Annotated in this window: 24 protein-coding genes; 12 read left to right on the plus strand and 12 right to left on the minus strand. The window is 68.0% G+C overall.

Going from position 1 to position 25,650, the window contains the following annotated elements; all coding sequences use genetic code 11:
- Positions 1-37 precede the first annotated feature (37 nt).
- Genes AB2U09_RS03360 through AB2U09_RS03370 form a run of 3 tightly spaced genes read right to left on the minus strand, consistent with a single transcriptional unit; the run spans position 38 to position 3,034 of the window.
- Positions 38-1,438 carry a carotenoid oxygenase family protein gene (locus AB2U09_RS03360; protein ID WP_459191276.1) on the minus strand — a complete coding sequence of 467 codons (1,401 nt, stop codon included), beginning with the start codon at positions 1,436-1,438 and terminating at the stop codon, positions 38-40.
- 57 nt (positions 1,439-1,495) lie between these two features.
- Positions 1,496-2,434 carry a cation diffusion facilitator family transporter gene (locus tag AB2U09_RS03365; RefSeq protein WP_459191277.1) on the minus strand — a complete coding sequence of 313 codons (939 nt, stop codon included), beginning with the start codon at positions 2,432-2,434 and terminating at the stop codon, positions 1,496-1,498.
- Between the two features lie 51 nt (positions 2,435-2,485).
- The gene (locus AB2U09_RS03370) at positions 2,486-3,034 is read right to left on the minus strand and encodes an HIT family protein (protein ID WP_459191278.1); all 549 of its coding nucleotides are present in this window, start codon (positions 3,032-3,034) and stop codon (positions 2,486-2,488) included.
- A gap of 117 nt (positions 3,035-3,151) precedes the next feature.
- Here AB2U09_RS03370 and AB2U09_RS03375 point away from each other — a divergent pair, with 117 nt between their 5' ends.
- Positions 3,152-3,346, plus strand: coding sequence for a hypothetical protein (locus AB2U09_RS03375; protein WP_459191279.1), 195 nt, complete (start codon positions 3,152-3,154; stop codon positions 3,344-3,346).
- On the opposite strand, the gene AB2U09_RS03380 is transcribed toward AB2U09_RS03375, so the two are convergent.
- Entirely contained in the window at positions 3,347-3,793 is a 447-nt protein-coding gene (locus AB2U09_RS03380) for a GNAT family N-acetyltransferase (protein ID WP_459191280.1), read from the minus strand. It abuts the gene before it with no gap.
- 117 nt (positions 3,794-3,910) lie between these two features.
- Here AB2U09_RS03380 and AB2U09_RS03385 point away from each other — a divergent pair, with 117 nt between their 5' ends.
- Complete coding sequence (locus AB2U09_RS03385; protein ID WP_459191281.1) at positions 3,911-4,153, plus strand: hypothetical protein; 243 nt, start codon at positions 3,911-3,913, stop codon at positions 4,151-4,153.
- Between the two features lie 48 nt (positions 4,154-4,201).
- Here the strand turns inward: AB2U09_RS03385 and AB2U09_RS03390 are convergent, their stop codons facing one another.
- The gene (locus AB2U09_RS03390) at positions 4,202-5,071 is read right to left on the minus strand and encodes an NAD-dependent epimerase/dehydratase family protein (protein ID WP_459191282.1); all 870 of its coding nucleotides are present in this window, start codon (positions 5,069-5,071) and stop codon (positions 4,202-4,204) included.
- Between the two features lie 45 nt (positions 5,072-5,116).
- Positions 5,117-5,524, minus strand: a complete 408-nt coding sequence (locus AB2U09_RS03395; protein WP_459191283.1) for a universal stress protein — start codon at positions 5,522-5,524, stop codon at positions 5,117-5,119.
- A gap of 147 nt (positions 5,525-5,671) precedes the next feature.
- Here AB2U09_RS03395 and AB2U09_RS03400 point away from each other — a divergent pair, with 147 nt between their 5' ends.
- Positions 5,672-6,370, plus strand: coding sequence for a DUF2270 domain-containing protein (locus AB2U09_RS03400; protein WP_459191284.1), 699 nt, complete (start codon positions 5,672-5,674; stop codon positions 6,368-6,370).
- A gap of 16 nt (positions 6,371-6,386) precedes the next feature.
- Here the strand turns inward: AB2U09_RS03400 and map are convergent, their stop codons facing one another.
- Positions 6,387-7,280: a type II methionyl aminopeptidase gene (gene map / locus AB2U09_RS03405; RefSeq protein WP_459191285.1), complete on the minus strand. Its 894-nt coding sequence runs from the start codon at positions 7,278-7,280 to the stop codon at positions 6,387-6,389.
- Between the two features lie 128 nt (positions 7,281-7,408).
- Here map and AB2U09_RS03410 point away from each other — a divergent pair, with 128 nt between their 5' ends.
- Complete coding sequence (locus AB2U09_RS03410) at positions 7,409-7,663, plus strand: DUF7557 family protein (protein ID WP_459191286.1); 255 nt, start codon at positions 7,409-7,411, stop codon at positions 7,661-7,663.
- Positions 7,660-8,052, plus strand: coding sequence for a PIN domain-containing protein (locus AB2U09_RS03415; RefSeq protein ID WP_459191287.1), 393 nt, complete (start codon positions 7,660-7,662; stop codon positions 8,050-8,052). The genes AB2U09_RS03410 and AB2U09_RS03415 overlap by 4 nt, the downstream gene beginning before the upstream one ends.
- Here the strand turns inward: AB2U09_RS03415 and AB2U09_RS03420 are convergent.
- Positions 8,049-8,981 carry an isoaspartyl peptidase/L-asparaginase gene (locus AB2U09_RS03420; protein ID WP_459191288.1) on the minus strand — a complete coding sequence of 311 codons (933 nt, stop codon included), beginning with the start codon at positions 8,979-8,981 and terminating at the stop codon, positions 8,049-8,051. The two genes, AB2U09_RS03415 and AB2U09_RS03420, sit on opposite strands and share 4 nt — an antisense overlap.
- Positions 8,982-9,304: 323 nt before the next feature.
- Between AB2U09_RS03420 and icd the strand changes: the two genes are divergently transcribed.
- Positions 9,305-10,582, plus strand: coding sequence for an NADP-dependent isocitrate dehydrogenase (icd, locus tag AB2U09_RS03425; RefSeq protein ID WP_459191289.1), 1,278 nt, complete (start codon positions 9,305-9,307; stop codon positions 10,580-10,582).
- A 60-nt stretch (positions 10,583-10,642) separates the two neighbouring features.
- Here the strand turns inward: icd and AB2U09_RS03430 are convergent, their stop codons facing one another.
- Positions 10,643-12,820, minus strand: coding sequence for an NHL repeat-containing protein (locus tag AB2U09_RS03430; RefSeq protein ID WP_459191290.1), 2,178 nt, complete (start codon positions 12,818-12,820; stop codon positions 10,643-10,645).
- Positions 12,821-12,960: 140 nt separating this feature from the next.
- Here AB2U09_RS03430 and AB2U09_RS03435 point away from each other — a divergent pair, with 140 nt between their 5' ends.
- Genes AB2U09_RS03435 through AB2U09_RS03445 form a run of 3 tightly spaced genes read left to right on the plus strand, consistent with a single transcriptional unit; the run spans position 12,961 to position 15,662 of the window.
- Positions 12,961-14,154: a hypothetical protein gene (locus tag AB2U09_RS03435; RefSeq protein WP_459191291.1), complete on the plus strand. Its 1,194-nt coding sequence runs from the start codon at positions 12,961-12,963 to the stop codon at positions 14,152-14,154.
- Between the two features lie 57 nt (positions 14,155-14,211).
- Positions 14,212-14,856: a PH domain-containing protein gene (locus tag AB2U09_RS03440; RefSeq protein ID WP_459191292.1), complete on the plus strand. Its 645-nt coding sequence runs from the start codon at positions 14,212-14,214 to the stop codon at positions 14,854-14,856.
- The gene (locus tag AB2U09_RS03445) at positions 14,853-15,662 is read left to right on the plus strand and encodes a PH domain-containing protein (protein ID WP_459191293.1); all 810 of its coding nucleotides are present in this window, start codon (positions 14,853-14,855) and stop codon (positions 15,660-15,662) included. The genes AB2U09_RS03440 and AB2U09_RS03445 overlap by 4 nt, the downstream gene beginning before the upstream one ends.
- A 24-nt stretch (positions 15,663-15,686) precedes the next feature.
- Here the strand turns inward: AB2U09_RS03445 and AB2U09_RS03450 are convergent, their stop codons facing one another.
- The 3 genes from AB2U09_RS03450 to AB2U09_RS03460 all read right to left on the minus strand — a co-directional run bounded on the left by AB2U09_RS03450 (position 15,687) and on the right by AB2U09_RS03460 (position 19,294).
- A complete protein-coding gene (locus AB2U09_RS03450) occupies positions 15,687-15,938 on the minus strand; it encodes a hypothetical protein (RefSeq protein ID WP_459191294.1) in 252 nt (83 codons plus the stop codon).
- Positions 15,939-16,226: 288 nt separating this feature from the next.
- Positions 16,227-17,165 carry a branched-chain amino acid transaminase gene (locus AB2U09_RS03455; RefSeq protein ID WP_459191295.1) on the minus strand — a complete coding sequence of 313 codons (939 nt, stop codon included), beginning with the start codon at positions 17,163-17,165 and terminating at the stop codon, positions 16,227-16,229.
- 164 nt (positions 17,166-17,329) lie between these two features.
- A complete protein-coding gene (locus AB2U09_RS03460; protein WP_459191296.1) occupies positions 17,330-19,294 on the minus strand; it encodes a response regulator in 1,965 nt (654 codons plus the stop codon).
- Positions 19,295-20,169: 875 nt separating this feature from the next.
- On the opposite strand from AB2U09_RS03460, the gene AB2U09_RS03465 reads away from it, so the two are divergent.
- The 3 genes from AB2U09_RS03465 to AB2U09_RS03475 all read left to right on the plus strand — a co-directional run.
- A complete protein-coding gene (locus tag AB2U09_RS03465) occupies positions 20,170-20,934 on the plus strand; it encodes an IclR family transcriptional regulator (RefSeq protein WP_459191297.1) in 765 nt (254 codons plus the stop codon).
- A gap of 470 nt (positions 20,935-21,404) precedes the next feature.
- Positions 21,405-23,516 carry a sugar-binding protein gene (locus AB2U09_RS03470; protein WP_459191298.1) on the plus strand — a complete coding sequence of 704 codons (2,112 nt, stop codon included), beginning with the start codon at positions 21,405-21,407 and terminating at the stop codon, positions 23,514-23,516.
- 339 nt (positions 23,517-23,855) lie between these two features.
- The coding region (locus AB2U09_RS03475) for a DUF7827 domain-containing protein (protein ID WP_459191299.1) at positions 23,856-25,650 on the plus strand (1,795 nt) is incomplete at its 3' end.

Here is a 25,650-nt window from a genome sequence, read left to right on the forward strand (position 1 = left end):
ACGACGGCCGACCGTTTTCCGCGTCGACTCCGGCGTCCTACTCGTCGAAATACCGACCGTGGAAGCCGAACGGGACCGCGTGCGGGAGCGGCGCTCGCGCCCGTTCGTCCAGCGTCTCGCCGTCGAGGACGAGCAGGTCGGTCCGGCGCTCGTTCGTGTTCAGGGCGGTCGCGAGAACGACCCCGTCGTCGCTCGGTCGCTCGGCGTCGGGCGCGCGGACGAAGACCGGTTCCTCGACGAACAGCCCCGACTCCTCCCACCGGCGGGACTCGCCGGTGGTCACGTCGACCTTCGCGACGTGGTTGCCGTCCCGGTCGGCCGCGCCCTGTGCGTAGGCGTAGCGGTACTCCCTGGTGCGGTCGTCGCGGGCGACCCGGGGGAGTTCACAGCCCTCGTACAGCGCCTCGCTCGCGACGGCCCGGCCGTCGAGTTGCACCCGAAACCGTCGGAGTTGGCCGTCGCTGCCGTGCTCGAACCAGTCGCTCGCTTCGGACAGGTAGAGCCCCTCGACGACGTCGGCGTTCGGGTAGGCGACGAGGTCGACCACGAGTTCGCCGTCGGCCTCGAAGGCGTTGACGTGATGGAAGACGAACCACGGGTCGGCCGTCGCGGTCGCGACCCGCTCGCCCGTCTCGCGGTCGATGACGTGGAATCTCGTCCCGCGCTCGGGACTCCAGTCGTAATAGTCGACGAAGGTGTCCCGGCCGGGTACCAGGAACGACGCGGGAGTCGTCGCGAACGGGTGCTCCGTGAGGACGGCGAATCGCTCGGTGAGCGCGAAGCTGTGGAGGTACGCGGGGCGGTCGGTCGCGACGGAGCCGATCCGTTCGCGCGAGCGCGAGCCGTCGGGGAGCCGGTAGAGCGTGTACTCGCTCGGGCGACCGAACGTGGTCAGGAGCCCGACCGTCTCGCCGCGGTGGGGGTCGGGGAGGACGTGCGCGCAATTGAGGTGTCCGGTGAGCGCGTCGGCGAAGGCGAACTCGCCGCGGGTTTCGAGGGTGTCGGGGTCGCAGGCCACGTACCGCGGGACTTCCGTCATCGCGACGAGCGCGTCACCGACGCGGGCGAGGTGGACGTTGCAGTTGTCGGTCGGGTCGCCGAACAGTATCTGGCGGACCCGCCGGAGGTAGCCCCCACCCCCGGTCGCGAACTGGCCGGTGATCTCGCCGGTCTCCGCCGCCCGGCGGTAGGTCTCCGAGCGGAGCGAGCGGTTGGTGTAGCGGACCGCGTCCCCGCGCCCGTCGAACGCGAAGCGGTGGAGCATCGCCAGCCCGTCGAACCAGTGTTCGACTCGCTCGCCACCGACCTCGAAGGTCGCCGGGCCGTTGCGGACCAGCGCGCCGTCGAGCCAGTCCGGCAGCGACCCCTCGACCGCGAGCGACTGGTCTGCGACCTCGTTCGAGAGCGAGTCGAACCCCAGCTCGAAGCCGGTCTCCATGGACATACTCCCCGTTGGGCCGGGAGGGGTGAGTCTCTGGCGGCGCTGTCCGGACCGCTACTCCTTTCGAGAGCGCCAGCGGTCGCCGGCGAGCTGGTCGACCTGTTCGTCGGGCTTCCACTCATCGAGTTCGCGCGGGTCGACGTGGACGAACACGTCGTCGACCTCGGGGAGGTCGCGGATGGACTCGACGACGGCTGACTCGATGTCGTGGGCCTCGAACAGCGTGCGGTCGCCCTCGACCTCGATGTGGAGCGAGACGTCGATCTCCGGGCCGACGTAGTGGGCGATCACGTCGTGAGCGCCCTCGACGTCGGGGTGAGCGAGCGCCCGGCGGACGATCTCCCGGCGGAGTTTCTCGGGCGGCGCGCGACCGAGGAGGTAACCGAGGTTGTCGTTGACGACCTCGATGCCCGTGTAGACGATGCCGACGGCGACGACGATCGCCGCCAGCGGGTCGAGGATCGGGTAGCCGGCGCTGGCGCCGAGGACGCCGACGATGGCCGCCGACGCGGTGAGCACGTCGTTGCGGTTGTCGAGCGCAGTCGCGGTCAGCGCCGGCGAGTTGTGGCGGTCGCTCGCGGCGAGCACGTAGCGGTAGAGGAGGTACTTCGTGACGGCGGCGACGACCAGCACCGCGACCGCGGTCGGTCCCCGCGAGACGGTCACGTCGCCCGAGACGAGCGACATCGCCGACTGGTACAGCACCGTCCCGCCGGCGGCGAAGATGCCCAGCGCGACGAACAGCCCGACGAACGGCTCGATGCGCTCGTGGCCGTGGGGGTGTTCGAAGTCCGGCGGGCGCGTCGTCAGGTAGAGACCGGCGACGGTCACCAGCGAGTAGACCGTGTCGGAGGCGCTGTTGACCGCCTCGGACTGGACCGCGAGGCTGCCGGTCGCGAACCACGCCCCGCCCTTCAGCGCGACGAGCGCGGCGTTGACCGCGAGCAGGAGCAAGCCGACCTTCCGGAGCACTCGCGGCCGGTCGTCTGTCATCGTCCGGGATTGTCGGTCCCGGGTCAAAGCCGTGTCGACCGCGGGAGCGGACTACGAGAACTCGACGGCGTGGTCCTCGCCTGTGACCGCGGCGCCGTCCTGTTCGGCGAAGGCCTCGCGCAGGCGGTCGTAGGAGTCGTCGACGGCCTCGACGATGACCTGCGTGTCCGAGATGACGGGCATGAAGTTGGTGTCGCCCTCCCAGCGCGGGACGACGTGGGTGTGGAGGTGGTCGTCGATGGAGCCGCCGGCGGCGCTCCCGCCGAGGTTGAGGCCGGCGTTGTAGGCGTCGGGACCGAGCCCGTCCTCCAGCGCGTCGAAGGTCCGCTGTTTCAGGCGAGCGTGGTCGAGCAGGACCTCGTCGTCGAGGTCGCGGTAGTCGCCGGTGTGGGTATGCGGGATGACCATCACGTGGCCGGGGCTGTAGGGGTAGTTGTTCATGAGGACGAACGACCGCTCCGAGCGGGCGACGACCCACCGGTCGCGGTCACGGTCGCGGTCGCCCTCGGCGAAGGCGCAGAAGACGCAGCCGTCGACGTCGTCGTTGCCGCCCTCGCGCTCGACCCATTCGATCCGCCACGGGGCGAAGACCTGGTCCATGCCGGTCCTGTGGGGCGGATGCACTAAATCCCGGCGGGGCGGCGTCGTCCCGCGGGACGGATCGACCGAACGACGAGAGAGAAAAAAGTATCCACCCGGGCGAGAGATGGCTGACGTATGACACCCGCCCTCCAGACGACTTCCCTCCAGACGGCCGCGGTAGCGTTCGTCGCGGGCGTCCTCGCCGTGACGGTGTTCGGCGTCGTCGTCGCCGGCGACTCCGTCGAGCGTGCGGCGCTCGGCAGCCTCGGCTACGCGCTCGGCGCCTCCATCGGCGTCTACATCGCCCACGCCGGGGGCGTCATCGAGTAGTCACAGCCCCCGCTCCATGACCTGTCCCCACACCTCCAGGCCCTCCGCCTCGTAGAACGCTCGCGCCGCGTCGTTGTCGCCGTGACACGCCAGCGCGAGGTTCTCGCAGTCGCGCTCGCGCGCCCACTCGGCCAGCCAGTCCAGCAGTCGCCGGCCGTACCCCTCGCCGCGACGGGGTTCGTCGACGACGAGGTCGTGGACCCAGAGGTGCCGTTCGTGGTGGAGCACGCGCTGGATCGAGATGCCCGCGACGGCGACGAGCGTCTCGGACTCCGGAGCGTCAGCCGCGCTGCCGTCGCGCTCGTACAGCCCGAACAGCCGGTAGTCGTCTTCCTCGCGCCAGCCGCGGACGAACGACTCCTCGGCGTCGCTCCACAGCTGGCGAAGTATCGGAACGGCCTCGTCCCACCCCTCGTCGGTCGTCACTTCGCGGACTTCGATCGGCACGTGCGTCCCGTGGACGCGGCCGTCCAAAACGGTTTCCGCGGGCTGGCAACGGCTGGCAGGTCCGTCGCAGTTCCACCGGCGGAACGGCTTTGCCCGCTGCGTGCGTCAGTTCGCAGCATGGGGCTTCTCGAAGCGGTCCTCGTGTTCGTCGTCGGCTACGTCTGCGGCGCGGTCACGCGAATCTTCGCGGGGATCGCCGCCGTGGGCGCGCTGGTCCTCGCAGTCCTCGGCATCGCGCTTCCCGGGTCGATCGTCGGGATCGCCGACCCGATCCTCGCGGTGTACCTCGGCAACGAACTGCTCTTTCTCTCCGGGTTCCTGTTCGCCATCGCACACAACCCGGCCGAGTCGGAAGAGTGAACGGGCGCACGGCGTTGACCCGTGATCGACGGTCTGCAACCCCGGCCGTCAGATCATCGGTTCGTCGACGTCCTCGTCGGCGGCCTCGCGCCACGAGTGCGCGGGTTCCCAGCCGAGCAGATCCGCGGCCTTCGCGTTCGAGATGGCCGCGTCGTCGCCCGAGAGGTCGCAGGGCTCGGGCACCGCGCCGAAGCGCTCCTCGAACAGTTCCACGGTCGGGCGGTCAGTGTAGTTCTCGTCGGCGACGGCGAAGACGGCCTCGTGCCCGTCCACGTCGGTTTCCAGCGCGGCCGCGACGATGGAGGCGATGTCGCGCACGTCGACGTAGCTCCAGAAGTTCCCGACGCCCTCCGCGGGCACGTCGTTGTCGAGACAGACGTACTCGCCGGGGTACTGGATCCACGACGGCCGGATCGAGACGACGGGGACGCCGTGGCGGCGAGTCGTCATCCGGGCGAGCGCCTCGCCGGTCTCCTTGGAGACGCCGTAGGGGTCCTCCGGGCGCAGCGGGTGTTCCTCGTCGATCGGGAGGGAGTCGGGCGCGGCCGTCTCCGCGGCGAAGGGGAACCCGAGCGCGCTCTCGGAGGACGCCCAGACGACGCGGGCACCCGCGCGACCCGCGGCTTCGAGGACGTTGTACGTCGAGACGATATTGTTCTCGAAGACCTCGCCGCCGGGGTGGTCGAGCGGGTCGGGAATGGCGCCCCAGTGGACGACGGCGTCGGGGTCGAACTCGCCGACGAGGTCGAACATGTCCCCGCGGTCGGTGAGGTCGGCGACGCGCACGTCGACTGCCGCGCGTTCGCTCTCGGCGAAGCGCTGGTCGACGCAGAGCACCTCGTGGCCGTCGCTGGCGAGTCGGTCGACGATCCAGCGGCCCGAGCCGCCGAGGCCGCCGGTGACGAGCACTCGTGACATGCACCGACACAAGGCGGCGAGGCAGATAAAGGCGGAGAAAGCGGATCAGACGGGGACGAGCAGAACCGGAACCTCGCGCGTCTCGAGGACGGCCTCGGTCATGCTCGGCAGGACGAAGCTCTCGACGGCGCCGTGTTCGACGTCGCCCATGACGACGTAGACGAACTCGCGGCCGCTCTCGGAGATGGCGTCAGTGAGCCGCTTCTGGGAGGAGACGTTCGACTGGTCGGACTCGCCCTTGCCGGTCTCGATCTCGATCTCGACGGGGACCTCGACGCCCAACCGGTCGAGGACGGACTCGATCTCCGCGCGTACCTCCGCGGCCTCCTCGTCGGCGAGTTCCTTCGTGTGGTAGACGTACAGGCCGTGGCCGCCGTCGACGGCGCGCTCGGCCGCGAATTCGAGCACCGATTCCCGGCCTTCGTCACCGTAGGCGACGAATATCGTTCCCATACACCCCCGATTGCGCCGCCCCCGTCTTCAGTTCGTCGCCGGCCTTCGGGCGGCCGCCCGGAGATCAGTGACCGGACTCGACCCCGAAACCATCCCGCGACCACGTGCGGAACAACAGCCACCCGTCCGCCGCCGGTACGGATCGGTATGTCGGACAGAACCGACTCCGAGCGAACCGAACCGGTCGGCGATCTGATAGAGCGCGTCGAGGAGAACCTCCCGTCGCTGCTCGGGCACGTCTATCGCGGCGAGATGGACCGCGCGAACAACTGGCGCGGCCGGCTCGACCAGACGACGAACTGGGCGGTGACGATCATGGCGGCGCTCATCACCTTCGTGTTCTCCAGCCCCGACAACCCCCACTACCTGCTGCTCATCGGCATGCTGACCGTGGCCATCTTCCACCTCGTGGACACGAGGCGCTACCTCGCCTACGACGTGTGGCGCTCGCGAGTGCGCCTGCTCGAAGAGGACGTCTTCGCCGCCGCCGTCGACCCCGAACGCGGCGTCGAACACGCCGACTGGCAGCGCGAACTCAGCGACGACCTGCGCCGCCCGGCGCTCAAGATGCCGTTCGTGGAGGCGTTCGCGCGGCGGCTCCGCCGGATCTATCTCCCGCTGGCGCTCGTGTTGCTCGCCGCGTGGGTCGCGCGCATCACCGTCTTCGCGCCGGAGGACGGCCCCGTCGCGGCGGCGGCCATCGTCGGCATCCCGGGCACGGTCGTCATCGGTGCGGTCGCGGTCTGCTATCTGGCCGCGATCGGCGTCGCGTACTGGCCGCGCCAGCGCCAGGCGATGGGCGAACTCTACCACCGGGACAAGGAGGGCAAGTGGAAAGAGGAGTAGCGAACGGTCGGCCGATCTACCTGCTGCGCGTCGTCACTTCGCAGCCGTCTTCGGTCACGATGATAGTGTGTTCCTTCTGGCTGACCATCTTGCCGTCCTCCTCCTTGAGGACGGGGTAGCCGTGGACGATGTCCTGTCGCTGGAGGCGCCGCAGGGCCATCCCGGGGCGACGCACGTCCAGCCAGCGGGCGGCGAACGGGAGCGTCTTGAACTCCTCGGTGATCTGTTCGAGGGCCTGCCGGGCGGTGCGGTCGCGGACCGAGCCCTCGCGTTCGAGCGCGAAGATTTCCTCCTGGCTCCCTTCCTGGACCTTGCCGCCCCCGTCGGTGGCGAACGGCTCGATGGCGACCACGTCGCCGGCTTCGAGTTCGACGCTCTGCTCGACGGCGCGGTTGGGGATGTTCGGCGTCGTGTGCTGCTCGTAGTGGCCGAGGCCGTGGCCGGTGAGGTTCACGACGGGGTTGTAGCCGTAGCCGTCGATGGTCTCCTCGATGACGGCACCGATCTCCCCGGTCGGGACGCCGGGCTCGACCACGTCGAGGGCGGCGTCGAGCGCCTCCTCGGCGGCTTCGGTGAGTTCGGACTCGCCGGCGAGGTCGACGGTGACGGCGGTGTCGGCAAGCCAGCCGTCGATCTGGACGCCGATGTCGAGCTTCACCAGGTCCTCGCCGATCTCGCGGTCGTCGTCGGGGCCCGCGGCGCCGTGGGCGGCCTCCTCGTTGACGCTGACGTTGACGGGGAACGCGGGCTGGCCGCCGAGTTCGCGGATGCGGTCCTCGGCCCACTCGCTGATCTCGAGGTAGCCGGTCCCGACCTCGACGCGCTCGGCGGCCTCGTCGCGCACCTGCGCGAGGATCTCGCCGGCCTCGCGACACTTCTCGTACTGCTCGGACTCCAGATCGACGCTCATGTCCGTCGGTTTGCGCCGGCCGGTCAAATGGTTTCTGTGTCGGACGGGGTCGAGTGAACGCTCGCGAGCAACGGGCAACACGACTAATCGAGCCAACCTTTTTCAGCGTCTGTAAACGACGTATACGTATGGGGACGAAAACCGTTCGGCTCGACGAGGATGTCTACGAGCGGATCAAGAGCCGAAAACAGCCTGACGAGACGTTTTCGGACGCTATCGAACGGCTGACGAGCGAATGGACGCTGATCGATTACGCCGACGGCGACTCGCCCATCGACCCCGACCGACATAGAGAACTCGTCGAACGTTCCGAGCGTGAGGGGCGGGCGGAGACCGAGGGTCGCTTGGAACGGCTCGGTGTCGATACGGACGCAGGGGAATGATCCTGGATACGGACTTTCTCATCGCACTTGACGAAGGTGACGACGCAAGAGAGAAAGCGCTCGAACTTGAGACCGCCGACGTCCCGTTGCGAGTCCCAGCGATCGTCTTGCAGGAGCTATACGTCGCCGTCGGTGCCGGTGAGAACGCAAACGAGAACGCGCGGAAGTTCGAGGCGCTGATAGCGAACAAACCGATCGTCGACATCGATGCGAACATCTCGCGTCGTGCGGGTGTGCTGGAAGGACAGCACCTCGTGAGCGACAGCAAGCCATCACTCGGCCCCGGCGATGCGCTCGTCGCCGCGACGGGTCTGCAGTTCAACGAACCGGTCGTCACCTCGGACGGTGACTTCGAAACTGTCGACGGACTCGCCGTCGAGTCGTTTTAGTCGTCCGTCCGCGCCGTCTGCATCGCCGGACTGTCGTACGCCTCGCCAGTGGCGCCCTCGGCGTCCACGACGATGATTCCGGCATCCCCGTCGGCAGCGTCGTCGAACTCGTCGATCGCGAGGCGGGCGGCCGTCTCCGCGTCGGCGCCCCGTTCGAGCAGTCCGACCGCGCGGCGGGCGAGCCCCTCGCGAGCGATGTCCTCGCCGGCGCCGGTCGCGCTCGCGCCGCCGGCCTCCGAGGCGTAGAACCCGGAGCCGACCTGCGGTACGTCGCCGACGCGGCCCGACAGCGCGTACCAGCGGCCGCCCGTCGACGTGGCCGCCGCGATCTCCGCGCCGTCGCGGGCGACCGCGCCGACGGTGTCGTGGTCGTGCGGATCGGCGTGGGGTGCGGACTCTTCCGCTTTCACCCGCTCGCCGTCGCCCGGTTCCCCCGTCTCCGCTTCGTCGCTGGCGAAGCGGTCGCGGACCCACTGCAGGTGGGCCTGCGGGTCGTCGACGGGCGGGTCGGCGTCGGCCCACTGCTCGCGCGTGCGGTCGGCCCAGAGGTCGATCCCCGTCTCGACGCCGGCCGCGTCGGCGAACGCGACTGCGCGCTCCCCGGCGAGCATGACGTGGGGCGTCTCCTCCATCACAGCGCGGGCGACGTCGACGGCGTGGCAGACGCCGGGCATCGCGCCCGCGGCGCCGACCTCGCCGTCTCCGGTCATCAGGCCCGCGTCGGTGCGGACGACGCCGTCGCTCTGGACGGCGCCGCCGACGCCGGCGTTGAACGCCGGGTCGACTTCGAGGACGCGGACGGCAGCGCAGACGGCCGTCACGGGGTCGTCGGCCTCGGCCCCGCAGGCGACGGCCTCGTCGAGCACTGCCTGCCGGTCCGCGGGCTCGTCGGGCGGCGATCCCGCGCCGCCGTGGGCGATGATCTGCATACCCGTCCCTGCCCGCGCCGACGGCATAAGTTCGGTGACCCCGCGGCGTCCGAGCGCCGTCCCCGACTCTCCGAAGTGCGCCCGCGGAGTCGACGTCCTGACCGACGGCGAGGACGACCGCAGGCGAACTGCGGTCGCGGCTGGATTCAGTCCCCGGGTCGACAGGCCGGTCGGATGTGAGTGGATCGTCGACACACCGCTCGGGCATCGTCGAAATCCGTTCGGCGATTCCGAACAGATTCGGCCGACAGGGCCGGTTCCCCCCGCCGAAATCCCTCAGGGAAAACGGCAGTCCTTTAGGCCCGAACGCTGAAAGGCGGCGTATGGGATACGAGTACGACAAGGTCGAAGTTCCGTCCGACGGGACGCCGATCGAGGTCATCGACGAGGAGGCCGACGAGCTGGACGTGCCGGAAAAACCGGTCATCCCCATCATCCACGGGGACGGCATCGGGAAGGACGTCGGTCCGGCCGCCCAGAAGGTGCTGGAGGCGGCCGCCAACGCCACGGGTCGCGAAATCGCCTGGATGCGCGTCTACGCCGGTGAGTCCGGCCGGGAGAAGTACGACGAGAACCTCCCGGACGACACCGTCAACGCCATCGACGAACACCGCGTCGCCATCAAGGGCCCGCTGACGACGCCCGTCGGCGCCGGTTTCCGCTCGCTCAACGTCGCGCTCCGCCAGACGCTCGACTTCTACTCGAACGTCCGGCCGACCTACTACCTCGACGGCGTCCCGTCGCCGATGAAGGCGCCCGAGGAGATGGACATGGTCACCTTCCGTGAGAACACGGAGGACGTCTACGCCGGCATCGAGTGGGAGTCCGGCACCGAGGAGGTCGAGCGGGTCCGCGAGTTCGTCGAGGAGGAGATGGGCTTCGACGACGTGATGCACGACGGCCCCATCGGCATCGGCATCAAGCCGATCACCGAGTTCGGCTCCAAGCGCCTCGTTCGGAAGGCCATCGACTACGCCATCGAACACGACCGCGACAAGGTCACCCTCGTCGGCAAGGGGAACATCATGAAGTTCACCGAGGGGCAGTTCACGGAGTGGGGCATGGAGGTGGCCGAGGAGGAGTACCCCGACGACGAGGTCTTCGCCGCACCCGACTCGCTGTGGGAGACCCAGGACGACATCGACATCCCGGAGGACGCCGTCATGGTCGAGGAGCGCCTCGCCGACGCGATGCTCCAGTGGATGCAGCTGCGCACCGACGAGTTCTCCGTGCTCGCCATGCCGAACCTCAACGGCGACTACCTCTCCGACGCCGCCGGCGCCCAGATCGGCGGTCTCGGCATCGCGCCCGGCGCCAACTTCGGTGACGCCCGCGTGCTCGCCGAGCCGGTCCACGGTTCCGCACCCAAGCGCGCCGGCCAGAACATGGCCAACCCGACCGCGATGATCCTCTCCGGCCGCCTGATGTTCGACTACATGGGCTGGAAGGACGCCGCCGACCTCGTCCGCGACGCCGTCGAGGAGACCATCTCCTCGGGCAAGGTCACCTACGACCTCGAACGCCAGCTCGACGACGCCGAAAAGCTCGGCACCGACGAGTACGCCGAGGCTATCGTCGACAACATTCAGGACCTCGCCTAACGGCTCACGACACCGACTCGTTTTTTCGCGAGCGCGCTGTACCCGCCAGCCGCTGCTCCGTCACTCGCCAGCCGTCCACGTGTAGTGGTGAGCGGCGTGCAGCGTCGAGTCGGGCACGACCACGTCGACGCCCGCCGCGTCCGAAACGTCGCCGACCGAGAGCAGGTAGGGAAGCCAGAGGTCGCCGGCAGTCGCGTCGCCGCCGAACGCGCGCATCGAGTCGACGAGGCGGAGCCCGCCGTCGGCGTCGCCGTCCTCTTTGAAGACGTCGACTGCCCGGGTGACGAGATCGAGCACGAAGACGTGGCCGTCGTGGGCGTCGACGGAGATGGGGAGCAGGAACTCGTCGCCGGCCCCGTAGCCCGGCGATCCGGCGGTGTGCCACTCGGCGCCGTCGTAGCGCTGGATCCGGTGGTTGTTCTCGTCGGCGACGTAGAGCCCGCGTCGGCCGACCGCGACGTCCGAGGGGTTCCAGAACGCGCCCTCGACGTACCCGAACCCGCCGCGGTCCGCGACCGGAGTGGCCTCGTCGCAGACCCAGTCGTACTCCCAGACGCAGATCCGGCCGTTGCCCGAATCCGCCGCGTAGACGCGCGCCCGCTGGTCGCCGATGGGCTCGAGCGCCATGCCCCGTGGGAGCTTCGCCTCGTCCTCGCCCAGCCCCCACGGAGCGAACGAATGGACCAGCGAGAGATCGACGCCCGCGCCGGGCCCGTCACCGGCGTCCTGCCCGCCACCGACCGCCTCGTCGACCGCGTAGACGTGGATCTGTCCGCGGTCGCGCTCACTGTAGTCGGCGGCGTAGTCGGTCACAAACAGTCGCCCGCCGCCCCCGACGGACGGCCAGAACGCGAGGCCGAACGGGAACCCGGTCTCGGGGAGCTCGACCGGCGCGAGCGAGCCGTCGGAACCCGCTCCCGGGCCGGGAAGCGCGAGCCGCTGGAGGCGGCCGTTCGCGCCGTCGGCGACGAGCGCACAGCCCGCGAGCGGGCCGCCGTCGGCGCCGACGAGCGCGGATCCAGTGGGGACCGAGAACTGGCCGAGGTCGTCGCGGGCGTCGCCGACCGTGCCGAAGCGGCGACCCGTCTCGCGGTGGATGTCGACGGCGTAGGCCCCGATCCGCTGGGAGAGCGCTTCCGAGACGAGGACTGCCACCGTCGGGTCGTCGGCGTCGCTGTCCGCGACGGAAACGCCATCGAACGGACGGATCCCGATCGGCCCCTGGAATCGCCGCTGGTCGACGGTGTCGGAATCGCCGCCGAGCCTGGCGTCGAGGTCGCCGTCGCTCCGCTCGCCGAAATCGCGAGGGAGGCCGACGCCGTCTTCGAGGCCGGCGTGTGCCTTCAGGTCCTCGTCGCTCTCGGGGACGACGCCGTCGGGGATGCCGACGCTGGTGTAGACGTGGACGCGCCCGGTCCCCGCGTCGGGGACGAAGATCTGGGCGTCGCGGCCCGAGCCGACGACGGCCACGTCCCGCGGCATCGGGAGGTCGTCGAGCACCGCGTCGGCGCAGCCCTCGAACGGCGCCGGGTCGCCGTTCCGGTCGCAGCGGACCACGGACGCGAGTTTCGGGGGACCGGTCGGTCCGTCGTGGAGGACGCCGTAGCCCGTATTAGCGACGTAGAGACGGCCCTCGTCGTCGACGTCGAGACCCTGCGGCCAGTACAGCGGGATCGGGTCGTCCTCGCCGACGGCGCGGATCGACCGCAGTTCGGCCCCGTCCTCGTCGAAGACGACGAGTCGACCGCGCAGGTCGTCGCCCTCGCGGTAGAACTCGTCAGCAGCGACGATCCGGACGCCATCCCAGTACTCGTGGGCGACCACGCCGTTCGGGTGAAAGTCGCCCGCGGCGGCGAACGTCTCGATTCCCGTGATCTCCGGTACATCGCCGTCGTACGCGTAGTCGAGTCGCTGGATCCGCCCGTTGCACGTGTCGGCGACGTAGACGGCCGCGGCGGTCGGGTGATGTGCCAGTCGGAGCGGCAGGTCGAACGACCCGGGCTCGGTGCCTGCGCCGCCGACGACACCGAGCAGTCGCTCCAGCGTGTCGTCGACCACGAGCAGTCGGTTGTTACCGGCGTCGGCGATCCAGACGTTTCCGCGGCGGTCCTGCGCGAGGCCGACCGGCGACGCCAGCCGCACGTCACGGTCGGCCAGCGGCGTCGGGAACTCCCCGCCCGCCAGCCCGTCGTCCGGCGACTGCACCCCGTAGGATCTCCTGAACGTGAACCCACCCATACATTCCAATTGACACCTATACACATGTCGTTTACTGTCCGGCGTGGCGGTGCCGATAGCGGCAGTCGCCCGCTGTGGCGGCCTTGGAGGACGCTCACGGAACCGAAACCGACTATACCACCCCGGGCGGCCGGACGGACATGAGACGTGAGTGGGGGACGACACTGGTCGTGGCGGCGCTCGTGGTCCTGTCGGGCTGTGCTGCGCTCGGCGGCGGGACCGCTACGCCTGGCGGAGCGGCGACGGACGGAGGGGAACCGACCGCGGACGCGACGCCGACCGCGAGCGCGACACCGAGCGACGAGTCGGTCGAGGCGACCCCTGATGGGTCAGCGGCGTCGCCCACACCGGCGGCTACGCGGACGGAGACGGCCACGCAGACGCCGATGCCGACGCTCACGCCACGAACTGGCTCGACGCCGGCTGGCAGGCAGTCGCTCCCGCCGGGCGTCGACGAAACCGGCGCGGTCAACGAGACCCGACTGCTTGTCGCACACGTCGAGGCGACCAACGAGTCGAACTGGCGGCTCCGCCACCGCAACGGCAACGACACCCGCGTACTCGTCCACGCCGAGGGTGCCACCTACGAGCGGACGGCCGACGGCGTCACCTGGTACCGCGACGGCGTCGAGGTGACCAACCGGACGTTCTTCGGCGCGCCCTACGAGATGTCGGCGGCGCACAACACGACGACGGGGTCGACCGACCCGAGGGGAACGATCACCTTCGCGCTGGCCGTCCGGCTGTCGTCGGCCAACTACGAGTGGGAGGGCACGACGGACGTCGACGGCCGGACGCTCCACGAACTCCGGATGACCGGAAGTCGCGGCGCCGGGTCGGCGCTCGGCCACTACACCGGCCGGCTGCTCGTCGACGACGACGGCCGCATCCACCGCCTGCGCGGCGAAGTCGGCGAGAACGAGTCGGTCGCCGAGGCGTACGGCTACGAGTACGAGTGGGGAGTCGAGACGGCACCGCGGCCACCGTGGTTGGACAGCGTCCCCCGCGGCGTCGCCGAGAAGACCCCCGCGGGGACCGCACTGAACGTGACGCTGACCAGCGGTGCGGCCGTCCCCGCCGGCACCGAGTTCGAGTTCAGACACAACGACACCGACGCGACGGTCACGCTGGAGGAGTCGCTCGACCGCGGCGAGTCGCTGTTCGTCGGCCTCCGCGAGGAGGGCGGCGAGCGGTCGGTCGTCGTCTCGCGCGACCCGCTCGACGGCGAGGGGCTCGTCGACCTGCGCGGTGAGCAGACGAGACTCTCCGGGACCGCAACAGTCGACGGGACGGAGGTCCGCCTGTCGTTCAGGGTCGGCTGGGCGGGTATCTAGGGCAGGCCCGGTACCGGTCCCCTGGTTTTATCTCCCAGACCGTGCCACCCACGCGAGATGACAGACTACGAGTGGCTCTCGCTGGATCCGGACGAGGAAGTCGTCTGGACGGGCCAGCCCCGGGTGTGGCGCATCGCAGGGACGGTGGCGGTCGGAGTGGTTCTCACGCTGGCGGCGTTCGGCGGCGCGGTCGCCGTCAGCCTCGGCGCCCTCCCCGGCATCGATTCGCTCACGGGCAGTTCGAGCGCGGTAATCTGGGGCGTCGCCGTACTGGTCGCCCTCTCGCAGATCGCGTCCGCGTTCTGGGCGTATCTGAAGGTGGGCAACACCGACTACGTGCTGACGAACCGGCGGATCTACCGGAAGGCGGGCGTCCTCTCGGAGACGGTCACCAGCGTCGGCGTCGACCGCGTCCAGAACACGACGCTCCGCAAGGACCTGACCGGCAACCTCTTCGATTACGGGACGGTGTCGCTCAGCACCGCCGGCAGCGGCGGCGCCGACCTCGCGATCACCGACCTCGACGACCCCGAGACGTTCCGCGACCGGCTGCAGGAGCGGGTCCGCGCGGCCGAGGAAGCACGCGAGGACGACCGTGCAGCCGACGAGAGGGCCGCGCTCGACGGCGATTCGATGGAAGCGCTGCTGACCGAGGCCCGGCGGCTCCGCGCCGTCGCCGAGCGGATGGAGGACCACGCATGAGCGGCGGACCGGACGCCGGCGGAAGCGACGACCAGTCCGCGGACAGCGCTTCTCTCACTGACCGCGCGGCGGCCGCGGCCGATTCCGACGTCTCGGAGTGGCTCTCGCTGGAACCCGGCGAGGAAGTCATCTGGGCGGGCGAGCCCACGAAGCTCCGGATGATCGGGACCGTCGTCACCGGGGTCATCCTCATCCCGGTCTTCATCGGGTTCATCGTCCTGCTCGGTGCGCCGTTCTCGTACCTCTCGATCAAACACACCGACTACGTGGTCACGAACCGCTCGCTGTACGTGAAACAGGGGATCCTCTCGACAAACATCGAGAGCGTCGACCTCGACCGCATCCAGAACACGGAGTTCACCCAGTCGTTCTGGGGCGCGCAACTCGGGTTCGGGACCATCGACATCAGTACCGCCGGCAGCTCCGGAGCGGACCTCTCGTTCGACGACGTGGAGGACGCCCGCGAGGTGCGTGAGCGGATCTCGAAAGCCCAGCGGGAGTTCGCCGGCCGCGGCGCTCGGGACGGCACTGGCGGCGACGGCGCGAGCAGCGATCGCCGGGCAGCGAACGCCGACCGACTGGACGAACTCGTCGCGGAACTGCGTGCGACGCGCGAAGCGCTCGAACGGGTCGAAGCGCGGATGGCCGAAGACGGTTCGAGCGAGCGGATCGACCCGTCCTCGGACCCGTTCGGCGGTGCAAGCGTCGATCGCGACGACGCAGCCGTCGATCGTAGCGGCGCGAACACCGACCGCGGCGACGGTGCGGACGGACGAGACGATCAGCGACCCGGCAACAGCGACTGATCGGCGGAGAACAGCGCGGCGGCGTTACTCACGGGAGAGCGTCGCCGAGACTTCCTCGACGGCGTTCCCGCAGGTCGAGCAGGTGGATTTCTCCTCCGCGACGTAGACGGTGTCGCAGGTTTCGCACTCGTAGAGGCTCGTCTCCGGGACGTCCGACCCGTCGTGGTCGGCGGGGCCGGGCCGACCGGGCTGGGCGGCCTCGTCCGACTCCTCCGTGCGGCCCGCTCGCTCGCGGGCGTCGCTCAGGACGGAGCGCAATCGGGCAGTCAGTGCCATCGTCGGGTCACCCCCGGCGCCGGGTCGTCTTCGGCGATCCGTACGCGCCGGCCGCGACTACTGGGCTGACTTGTCGGTTGCATCTACCAGATATCGGGTGAGAAGCCCCGTGACCGTTACCCCTAACTGTTTAACCTCCCCGCCGGAGCCCCGCGATATCACGGGCGAACGCGCGTCCGCCCCGGCGCCGTCGCGACCGTGATAGACGAGACAGCCTGCAGACGCAAGCCGGGGAGACAGTCGAGAATTCGCCGCAGCGCGGCGTGGTCGGTGTCGTGTGAATCGAGCCTAGACGTAGGTGAACCAGTCGTCGTAGCCGTCGAGGCGGCCCTCGACGAGGTCGAAGAACTGCGACTGGATCTCGTCGGTGACCGGGCCCTTGGTTCCCTCGCCGATGACGTTGTCGTCGACGCTGCGGATGGGCGTGACCTCGGCGGCGGTACCCGTGAAGAACAGCTCGTCGGCGGTGTAGAGCTCGCCGCGGGAGATGGTGGCGCCGTCGTGGACGGTGTAGCCGAGGTCCTCCGCGAGGTCGATAGCGGTCTGGCGGGTGATCCCGTCGAGGATGGACTCGGCGAGGCCGGGAGTGTAGATCTCGCCGTCGCGGACGAGGAAGATGTTCTCGCCGGGTCCTTCGGCGACGTTGCCCTCCTTGTTGAGCACGATAGCCTCGGTGTAGCCGTTACCCTTCGCCTCCTCGGTGGCGAGCAGGGAGTTGACGTAGAGGCCGGTGGTCTTGGCGTTGGTCGGGATCTGGCTGGAGGCGTGCTTGCGCCACGAGGAGACCATCACGTCGACGCCGTTCTCCAGCGCGTCCTCACCGAGATAGGCGCCCCACGGCCAGGCGCCGATGGCGACTCGCGTCGGGCAGTCGCCGGGGCTCACGCCCAGCGAGTTGTAGCCGTAGAAGGCGATCGGACGGATGTAGCAGGATTCGAGGCCCTCGCGGCGGATGAGGTCGACGGTGGCCTCGGTGAGTTCCTCGGGCTCGAAGGGGATGTCCAGATCGTAGGGCTTGCCGGACTGGTAGAACCGTTCGAGGTGCTCCTCCCAGCGGAAGATGGCGGGGCCGTCGACCGTGTCGTAGCAGCGCACGCCCTCGAAGATCCCCGAGCCGTAGTGCAGCCCGTGGGTGAGGACGTGGATCTGTGCGTCGTCGAAGTCGACGAACTCGCCGTCCATCCAGAGCTCGTCGACTCCCTGAAACATTTCCGGGCGCTCGCTCATGGGTCGTACCTCCCGGTGATGGCCGCACCCGATTTATACGTTGCCAGTCGGCCGCCGTCGTGCGCGCTGTCCATGCCCGGACGTTTCGACTCCGGTGGTAAGAGTGTTGACGGTCCGTGGGTGGTCCTGACAGGGGATCGAGGCTCGAGCGCGCTCGCGGTCGGTCACAGGCCGCCGCTCAGTTCCAGCGCCTGGATCCGGTCGAACGTGCTCCGGCAGCGTTCCCCGGGGAAGCGGCTGCAGACGACCAGTCCGACGTGGATCGGCCCGTCGAAGGGGATCGTCTGGCGGCCGATTGGCCGCCACTGGGAGCCGTCCTCGGAGTCGTAGGCCATCACGACGTCGCCGGAGCGGTCGATGCGGTACCAGCACGGCGGAGTGGCCCTCGCTCTCGCGACGTGTCCCCAGGCCTTCTCGCCGGCCGCCGTCCGCCGGATCACTTCCGTCCCGACGGCCTCGGTCAGGCCGACGTAGTAGAACGGCGCGTCGGGGTCGAGGCCGCCGCGGACCATCAGGCCGAGTTTGCCGAAGCGGTGGTCCGAATCGTAGCCGACGAGGCGCCCGGAGACGGAGACGTCGTCGTCGGTCTCGCCGTGGACGAAGTAGAACTCGTCGGCGTCGCCCCAGACGTCCCTGCCGCCGCCGTCGATCACCCACGTCTCAGCCGCATCGTCGTAGGTGGCGCTGCCCGCCGGCGAAGCGCCGCCCACGTTCGTCCGTTCGGTGAGCGCGACCGCCTCGGTGTCGGTCGAGTCGGGCCGTTCGTAGGGCGTCATGATGTTACAGCCCTCGAACGAGAAGCGCGTCCCGCCGCCGGTCCCGTCGGTCACCGTCGCGGTCCAGCCGTGCGCGTCCGCCACCCGGTTGACCACGGCCAGATCGGAGTCCGGTTCCGACCGGCCGACCGCACCGTCCCGGCCGGTCGACGGAAGCCCCGATCCCTGGCTCTCGACGTAGAAGCCGGTCTCGGTGTGACCGACGGTGATCGCCGTCTGCGCGCCCCCGCTCTCTGCGCAATACCCGAACAGCACTTCCAGTAGTTCGCGGAGCTGGTCGCCGTCGCCGGTGAGGATCGTTCGCTCGGGAATCCTCGTGGTGAGCGTCGCGTCGTCGGTATCGGCGGCCTCGAAGGCGGTCTGCGCGACCCGGCGCAGGCGATTCATGCTGATCGATGGCATCCCCGTGGGCAGGTCGCTCGACGCGGCGCTGGCCTCCAGTTGCTCGTCCATCTCCCGGAGCGCGCGTTCGATCTCGTCGAGCACCGCTTCGGTGTCGCTGTCGGGCTGGCGAGCGACCTTGAGATAGCCGAGGGCGACCGTCAGCGGGTATCGCTCGCGGGCGCGTTCCGCGAGGCGCTCGGTGAGGTCCTGAATCCGTTCCTGGTAATGCGTGACGTCGAGCGTGACGCCGACGAGGCCGCGGATATTCCCCTCGTCGTCGACCCACGGAACCTTCGACGTGTGCAACCAGTGGTCGTGGTCCTCACTGTACTCCTGTTGCTCGACGAGGCCGATCAGCGGTTCGCGCTCCTCGATGACCTGCATGTCCTCCCGGTAGCTCTCCTCGATGTCGTACAGCTCCCGGTCGGTCTCGCCGATCGGGTCCTCCGGGACCGAGGCGACGAGCCAGTCCGACGCGCGGACGTGCCGGCCATCGGCGTCTTTCGCGTAGATAGAGTACGGCAAGTGTGTCAGCGCCGATTCGAGGATCGACGCGTCCGCCAGCACCCGCCGCTGGCGGCGATACCGGCCCGCCGCGTCCGTTACGCGCTCGAAGAGTCGGTCGGCGCCGTCGTCGAGCGACTGTGGCAAGTAACTCGTCGCACCGTACGCCGTCACCTCGGTCGCGAGTCGCTCATCGCCGTTCCGCGGATACAGCACGAACGGCAGCTGCTCGTCGCGGTCGCGGACCGCCTCCAGCAGTTCCAGCCCGGTCCGGTCGGCCAGTCGGTCGGTGCTCACGACGCAGTCGTACGGGGTGGGGCCGACGATCGCGTCGAGCACCGCGTCGCCGTCGGAGACCCCTTCGATCGAGATGTCGCCGATCGCTTCGAGCGCGGCGACGACCCGGGAACGCCCTTCCGGGTCGCCGTCGGCGTAGATCACCTCGATCGGCCCCGTCTGCTCCATAGCCCCTCGCACAACATCGAACACGAAAAGTCCGGCGGCCACGTCTTCATTCGTGATACCGAGCGCGGATGGAAGAGAGAGAGTCTGCAAAATTGACAATCCTCTTTAATACCTTCTCTTTTTATTAGTTTACTCCCACCCGCTCGTACCTCAGATTATCCTCACCGTGATCGAGGCAGTTACGGGCCGGATTTTCGCTATTTGAGGATGGACTGGATGGATTCGGAATTGTCCACGGAATAGTAAAATATATTCGGTAATGCGGCCCCAAGACACGAATATTGTATAATTATCCCCGAGTGTTTCATCGATCTGGGTTTATTGTGGGCTGCTCGATACCTGCACTTCGAAACTTTCTACCACGTTCCGTCAAACCACAGATAGAATAGTAAACGGCACAATAGTAGAATTCTGGTCACATATTGGCGGTCACGAAAGCCGATCCGGACCCGCTCGAAGAGACGGCTATCGAGGGTCGGGTAGGTAGACGAATTACAGACATATCCCCGTAATCGACCATGGTGGAACCCAGTCGCGATCTCCAGTGGGGCGCTGAGGAGCGATATCTTGTGGATGGGTATTGCATGTATTGCTGTTCTTGGATAACGTAGAGATGGATCCCAGCCAACCATCGATAGAAACGCTAAAACTGTTCCTGGGTAATTCAAATTCCGATCTACAGAGGTTGAGGCAGCGATTTTCCGAATTCTCAGACGGTCCCAGACTGTTGGGAGGGATATCGAGGGCATCGATATCGCGCTACCCACCGGCGACGAGCAGGATCGTCGCCCATGAGAGTCAGTTCTTCAACTCATGGTGAAATCGTATCACGGTAAATAGAAATTTTATTAATGGAAAGTAGAAATAGAACCCGTATGAGCAAACCGGATGGGTCGATCGGAGCGGTCGAAACCAGCTATCGGATCCTCGATATCGTCGCCAACGGTGACGGTGTGACGCTGACGGAGGTCGCCGAACAGGTGGACCTCTCGACGACGTCGGTACACAACCACCTGCGGACGCTCGTCGACCAGGGGAGCGTCCGGAAGGACGACGGTCGCTACCACGCGGGCTTCCGGTGTCTCACCATCGGAGGGCCCGCTCGCGACGAGCATCCGCTCTATCAGAATGCGCGACAGGCGGTCGACCACCTCGTCTCGACCACGGGGGAACTGTCGCTCGTCGCGACCGAACACCGCGGGAAATCGCTGGTCCTCTACCGCCGAGAAGGTCAGGATTCGGTGAGTCTCGACGTGCGCCTCGGGACGACCCAGCACCTCCACGCGACGGCGGCCGGGAAAGCAATGCTCGCCCACTACGAGCCCGGAGACGTCCAGGAGGTCGTCGACCAGCACGGACTGCCCGCACGGAACGAGAACACGATCACCGACGAGAACGAACTCAGGGAGGAACTGGCCGTCGTGCGGGACAGGGGCTACGCGCTCGACCGCGAGGAGCGAATTTCGGGCGTCCGCGGGGTCGCTGCCCCGATCCGCCACCGGGAGAACGGACAGGTGTTCGGCGCGATCGCCGTCCTCGGCCCCGTGACCCGGATTTCCGGCGACCGGTTCACCGAGGAGATCCCGGAGCTGGTGACGCGAAACGCCGAGACGATCGAGGTGGACATCACCTACTCGTGACCGGCGGAGTGTCGGCGTCCCGGACCGAATCACGGGGAGACGGGACCGATATATGAGAGATTCTTCAAAAGACTTAATACCGATGTTCGATCTCGACTGTAACGCGGGCAGACTCAACCAGAGATCCTTGCCATGACTCACAGTGGGGATTTGGCTTGCCACGGACGGGGGCCGTGCCTCGGCCCCGGACGCGCGGTTGAGCGCTGTCTGCGTACCCCTACCCGGCATTCGAGTGGTACCCATCTGGCGGTCCCGCCGTTCGGGCGGCACGACGGGTAGGGGCGACCCCTCTGACACACGGGGTGGTTTGGGTGGAGCAAATCGGCGGGACCACACACTCGTTCGGACCGCGGCCGAACTTCTTTCGCAACGGTCGAACCAGTCGCCAGCGGACACAGCTATCGCCCGCGACAGCCGTACACTCCTACAGATTCCGAAACGGTTAACAGCGGATATCGGCGACAACGGCCATGGAACGCAGACGGTTTCTGGCGGCGCTGTCGGCGCTGGGCTCTCTCGGGGTAGCGGGTTGCCCGGAGGACTTGCGCGCGGACGATACTGCGGCCCCGACCGAGACACCGGTGGACACGCCCGGAGTGGCAACGCCCACGGGGACCGCGAGCCCCACCGCGACGGCGACCGGCACGGCGACGGCCGCGGATACCGGTACCGAGACGGAAACTGACGCCGAGACCGACACCGAGACGGCGAGCCCCGGAAGCGACCTGCCGGCGCTCGCGACGGACGGGAAGTGGCTCGTCGACGAGGACGGGAACGAAGTCGTACTGCGCGGGCTGGCGACCGTGGAACCGCTCTGGGGGATGAACTACGCGGACCAGCGCGGCGCCGACTACTGGGAGAGTCTCGACCGACTCACCGACGAGTCGAACGGCTGGTACCCCAGCGTCGTCCGGATCCCCTGTACGACCGAGTACGAGAAGCTGGGGATCGAGACCTACGCCGAGCGCTTCCTCGACCCCATCGTCGAGCACTGCGCCGACAACGGCGTCTACGCGCTGATCGACCACCACCTGGTCAAAGAGTACGAGTCCGACGAGACCGACCGGCTGATGCGGACCTTCTGGGAGACGGTCGCGCCCCGCTACGCCGACGACTCGCACGTCCTCTACGAACTGTACAACGAACCGACCGAGCCCGCACACTGGGGCGACGACGAAGCGGCCTGGAGCGCCTGGAAGGAGATCGCCCAGCCGTGGGTCGACCTCGTCCGCGAGCACGCCCCCGAGACGCCGCTCGTCGTCGGATCACCCCGCTGGACCTCGCTGCCCCACATGGCCGTCGAGGACCCCTTCGAAGGGAAGAACCTCGTCTACGCCGGCCACATCTATCCAGACAACGGCCAGCCCGGGGAGTTCGACGATACCTACGGCGCCCCCGCCGAGGACGTCCCGGTGATGATAACCGAGTTCGGCTGGGACGCCACCAGCGACTCCGACGTCGACCAGGGGACCACCTCCGGATGGGGCGATCCGTTCTTCGAGTGGCTCGAATCCTACGAGAACGTGAGCTGGATCGGCTGGTGTTACGACCCGGTGTGGGGACCGCCGCTGGTAGACGCCGACTGGAACCTCCTCGGCGGCGATAGCTTCGCCGGCCACACGATGAAGCGACAGCTCTTCGAGAACCGGACGAACCGAACGCCCGACGCGGTGACGAGTTCCGGCGCGGCCTACGCGGGACCCGACGACGTATCTCCGCCGCCGGTGCCCGCGGGCGTCACGACCGACGTCGTCTCGGAGCGCGAGTTCAGGGTCCGGTGGGACGGCGTCTCCGACGCCGAGACCTCGACGCAGTACTACACCGTGTACCTCGATGGAGACGTAGAGTCTATCGTCCGGGACGGAACCAGTCACGTCGTCGGAGGCGATGCCGACCAGACGTACGAAGTCTCGGTGAGCGCGGCCGACGCACTGAGCAACGAATCGGCCCGAACGGACCCCGTGACTCACGAAACCGGTACCGAACCGGGTCCGGCCGCCGAGATCGCGAAGACCGCGAGCGCACCGACGATCGACGGTGACGACGACGGCTGGTCGGAGGCCACTACCCACGAGTTCCGGCACGTCATCCAGGGCACCGTCGACGGCGAACGCGATCTCAGCGGGGGATGGCGGGCCCGCTGGGACGGCGAGGCTCTGTACGTCCTCGTCGACGTGACCGACGACCAGCGGTCGACCGACTCGGCGGACCACTACGACGACGACTCCGTCGAGGTGTACGTCGACGCCGACAACTCCGGCGGCAACAGCTACGACGGCGAGAACGACTTCCACTTCTCGTTCCCGCGGGACGACGGCGAGATGACGGGAATCTTCCCGCGAGGCGTCGCTGCCGTCGAATGGAGTCGGGCGGAGACCGACGACGGCTACCGCATCGAGTGTGCGTTCCCCTGGTCGGTGCTCGGCGTGTCGCCGGAAGCCGGCCACCAACTGGGTTTCGACGTCCACGTCAACGACGACGACGACGGGGACGGGCGCGACGCCAAACTGTCGTGGGCCGCCGACACTGACATGGCGTGGGACGATCCCAGTCTGTTCGCGACCGTCGAGCTCACCGACTGACGGTCCGGCCGCACCGCTTCCCGGGTGCCCCGCCGGTGCGGGGCAGACTCCGTGTCCTAATCTCACGCTGATTCCCCGAGAATGGGATTCTCTAACGCGGATAGAGGTGATGATAACTTATTTATGGATGTGGAGAAGTTCTGATTACCGTACCACACACTGGCCGACGCGGCGGGGCTATCACGCGCGGGCGGGTTACACGAGTGGATCGGTACGCCGGGCGTAGCGCCGTCGCCGAGGCTACTGGGTATAGCTAACTATGACAGGGTCAACGACGACCGACACTGCGGAACGGACCGATGGGTGTGGACCGTTCGCAGCGAACCGGGTGGATCGACGATGACTAGTACAGAGCAGAAGCTTCGCAGCCTCTTCCTGACGATGCTGATGGTGACCTCCGTCTTCGCGGGGTCCGTCGCGTTCGCGGGAACGGCGGCTGCGGCGAACGAAGAACCCGACCTCACGGAAGTCTACCAGGAGGGAAGCGACCTGGTCGTCGTCTTCGACGACGACGTCGAACAGCACAGTGAGGCGAGCGATCTGAGCGCCGACAACTTCACGATCTGGCGCCGTGACTCGACGGGCAACTACTTCTACAGCGTCAACGGGTCACAGTTCTCGGTCACCCCCGAGAAGGGCGGGTCGCGCTACCGCCTCTCGGGCTGGCCGACGACCGGCGGTCCCGCGACGACGATCCGAGTGTCAGTCGACGGCGCTCGACCGGCGTCGACGTCGGTCGGTTCCGGCGATTACACAGCGTCCTTCGAGAACGTGACCGCCGACATGCCGAGCAAGTCGTATTCGGTTCTCGAGTCGGCTCACTCCTCACGAAAGGACGCGGCGCGAATCTACCAGGGTGAGGTCCTCAGCTTCACGGGCCAGACCGACAACCAGAAGCTCGACGTCATCAACGTCGAGACGGGCGAGATCGTCCTCGACGGGTCGACGGGTGTCAACAGTGACAACCTGCGCGTCGACACGGGCGATCTCAACTCCGGATCGACCTACAAGGTCGCCTTCGAGAAGGCTGCTGGCGATAGCGGCCCGATCCAGGCGTCGCCCGGCGACCCCGGAGCCAACACGTTCACCTTCGACATCGACCTGAGCGAGTACGATTCGAGCGATACGGTCTCGCAATTCTGGGTCGAGTTCGGTAGTTCCGGCAACCCGAGCGGGATCGACCCGTCGGCCATCTCCGACAGCCAGATCAGCATCGACGGCGACGACACCGATCCCGCTAACTGGGGCGTCTACTACGCTAGCTCGTCCGGTATGCTCGTCGGAACCGACGGGTTCCAGCTCGACCAGGAGAGCGGCACGGTGACGGTCACGGTGTCCGACGTCGATGCCCCGAACACGGGCAGTCACACGGGTACGCTCGAACTGCAGAACAGCGAGGGCGCCACCCTCGCATCCAACTCCGACACGTGGGAGATCACGGACTCGGTGTACCCGAAGAAGTTCTTCAACGTCACCAACCTGGGACTCGAGGCGTCCATCGATGCGGACGGCGAGACGTTCACCTACAAGGACGAACTCCCGCTCAGTGAACCGGGACAGGTGAACTTCACCTACGACGTCGAGGGGAGCGCCATCCGCGGTGACTCGCAGGTCGTCGTCCGGACGAACGGTCCCGACGACGCGGGCAGCTGGGAAGACACCGCGAACGGGACGATGCTCGACAACCGCGGTCAGTTCGACGAGACGATCCGATTCCTCGCACCGCCGGGTGCGCGCGGATACGGTTCGTACAACGTCGAAGTCATCGACGTCCAGACCGGTGTGACGGTCGAGGCCGGTGAGTTCACGGTCGACAGCCTACCTGCTGCCGACTCCGCCTCGTTCGGCGGCGGCGTCTTCGAGGAGGAGCGCGGTGACGTCGTCGAGATTCCGGTTAATCTTGACGACAGCGAAGAGGGCGCCCAGGCGACCGTGTCGATCGGGACCCTGAGCGAGACGAACTACGTGACGAACGTGACGGTTGCCGACGTGAACGGCGACGGCGAGGTCGTCGTCGAGTGGAACACGTACATGTCCGGCACGGGCGAGCGCGACCACATCTTCAGCGCCGAAGGCGATGACAACGTCACCGCCTGGGGCGGTGAGAGTGGGAGCTTCGTCGATGCCGTGCGTG

This window comes from Halosimplex yunnanense, from assembly GCF_054504345.1.

Coding starts and splice junctions, on each gene's coding strand:
- AB2U09_RS03440 (WP_459191292.1), top strand. CDS start 14,212: ATGACAGACTACGAGTGGCTCTCGCTGGATCCGGACGAGGAAGTCGTC.
- AB2U09_RS03390 (WP_459191282.1), bottom strand. CDS start 5,071: ATGTCACGAGTGCTCGTCACCGGCGGCCTCGGCGGCTCGGGCCGCTGG.
- AB2U09_RS03385 (WP_459191281.1), top strand. CDS start 3,911: ATGGGGCTTCTCGAAGCGGTCCTCGTGTTCGTCGTCGGCTACGTCTGC.
- AB2U09_RS03445 (WP_459191293.1), top strand. CDS start 14,853: ATGAGCGGCGGACCGGACGCCGGCGGAAGCGACGACCAGTCCGCGGAC.
- AB2U09_RS03435 (WP_459191291.1), top strand. CDS start 12,961: ATGAGACGTGAGTGGGGGACGACACTGGTCGTGGCGGCGCTCGTGGTC.
- icd (WP_459191289.1), top strand. CDS start 9,305: ATGGGATACGAGTACGACAAGGTCGAAGTTCCGTCCGACGGGACGCCG.
- AB2U09_RS03470 (WP_459191298.1), top strand. CDS start 21,405: ATGGAACGCAGACGGTTTCTGGCGGCGCTGTCGGCGCTGGGCTCTCTC.
- AB2U09_RS03370 (WP_459191278.1), bottom strand. CDS start 3,034: ATGGACCAGGTCTTCGCCCCGTGGCGGATCGAATGGGTCGAGCGCGAG.
- AB2U09_RS03450 (WP_459191294.1), bottom strand. CDS start 15,938: ATGGCACTGACTGCCCGATTGCGCTCCGTCCTGAGCGACGCCCGCGAG.
- AB2U09_RS03400 (WP_459191284.1), top strand. CDS start 5,672: ATGTCGGACAGAACCGACTCCGAGCGAACCGAACCGGTCGGCGATCTG.
- map (WP_459191285.1), bottom strand. CDS start 7,280: ATGAGCGTCGATCTGGAGTCCGAGCAGTACGAGAAGTGTCGCGAGGCC.
- AB2U09_RS03465 (WP_459191297.1), top strand. CDS start 20,170: ATGAGCAAACCGGATGGGTCGATCGGAGCGGTCGAAACCAGCTATCGG.
- AB2U09_RS03455 (WP_459191295.1), bottom strand. CDS start 17,165: ATGAGCGAGCGCCCGGAAATGTTTCAGGGAGTCGACGAGCTCTGGATG.
- AB2U09_RS03360 (WP_459191276.1), bottom strand. CDS start 1,438: ATGGAGACCGGCTTCGAGCTGGGGTTCGACTCGCTCTCGAACGAGGTC.
- AB2U09_RS03395 (WP_459191283.1), bottom strand. CDS start 5,524: ATGGGAACGATATTCGTCGCCTACGGTGACGAAGGCCGGGAATCGGTG.
- AB2U09_RS03365 (WP_459191277.1), bottom strand. CDS start 2,434: ATGACAGACGACCGGCCGCGAGTGCTCCGGAAGGTCGGCTTGCTCCTG.
- AB2U09_RS03460 (WP_459191296.1), bottom strand. CDS start 19,294: ATGGAGCAGACGGGGCCGATCGAGGTGATCTACGCCGACGGCGACCCG.
- AB2U09_RS03415 (WP_459191287.1), top strand. CDS start 7,660: ATGATCCTGGATACGGACTTTCTCATCGCACTTGACGAAGGTGACGAC.
- AB2U09_RS03410 (WP_459191286.1), top strand. CDS start 7,409: ATGGGGACGAAAACCGTTCGGCTCGACGAGGATGTCTACGAGCGGATC.
- AB2U09_RS03375 (WP_459191279.1), top strand. CDS start 3,152: ATGACACCCGCCCTCCAGACGACTTCCCTCCAGACGGCCGCGGTAGCG.
- AB2U09_RS03430 (WP_459191290.1), bottom strand. CDS start 12,820: ATGGGTGGGTTCACGTTCAGGAGATCCTACGGGGTGCAGTCGCCGGAC.
- AB2U09_RS03420 (WP_459191288.1), bottom strand. CDS start 8,981: ATGCAGATCATCGCCCACGGCGGCGCGGGATCGCCGCCCGACGAGCCC.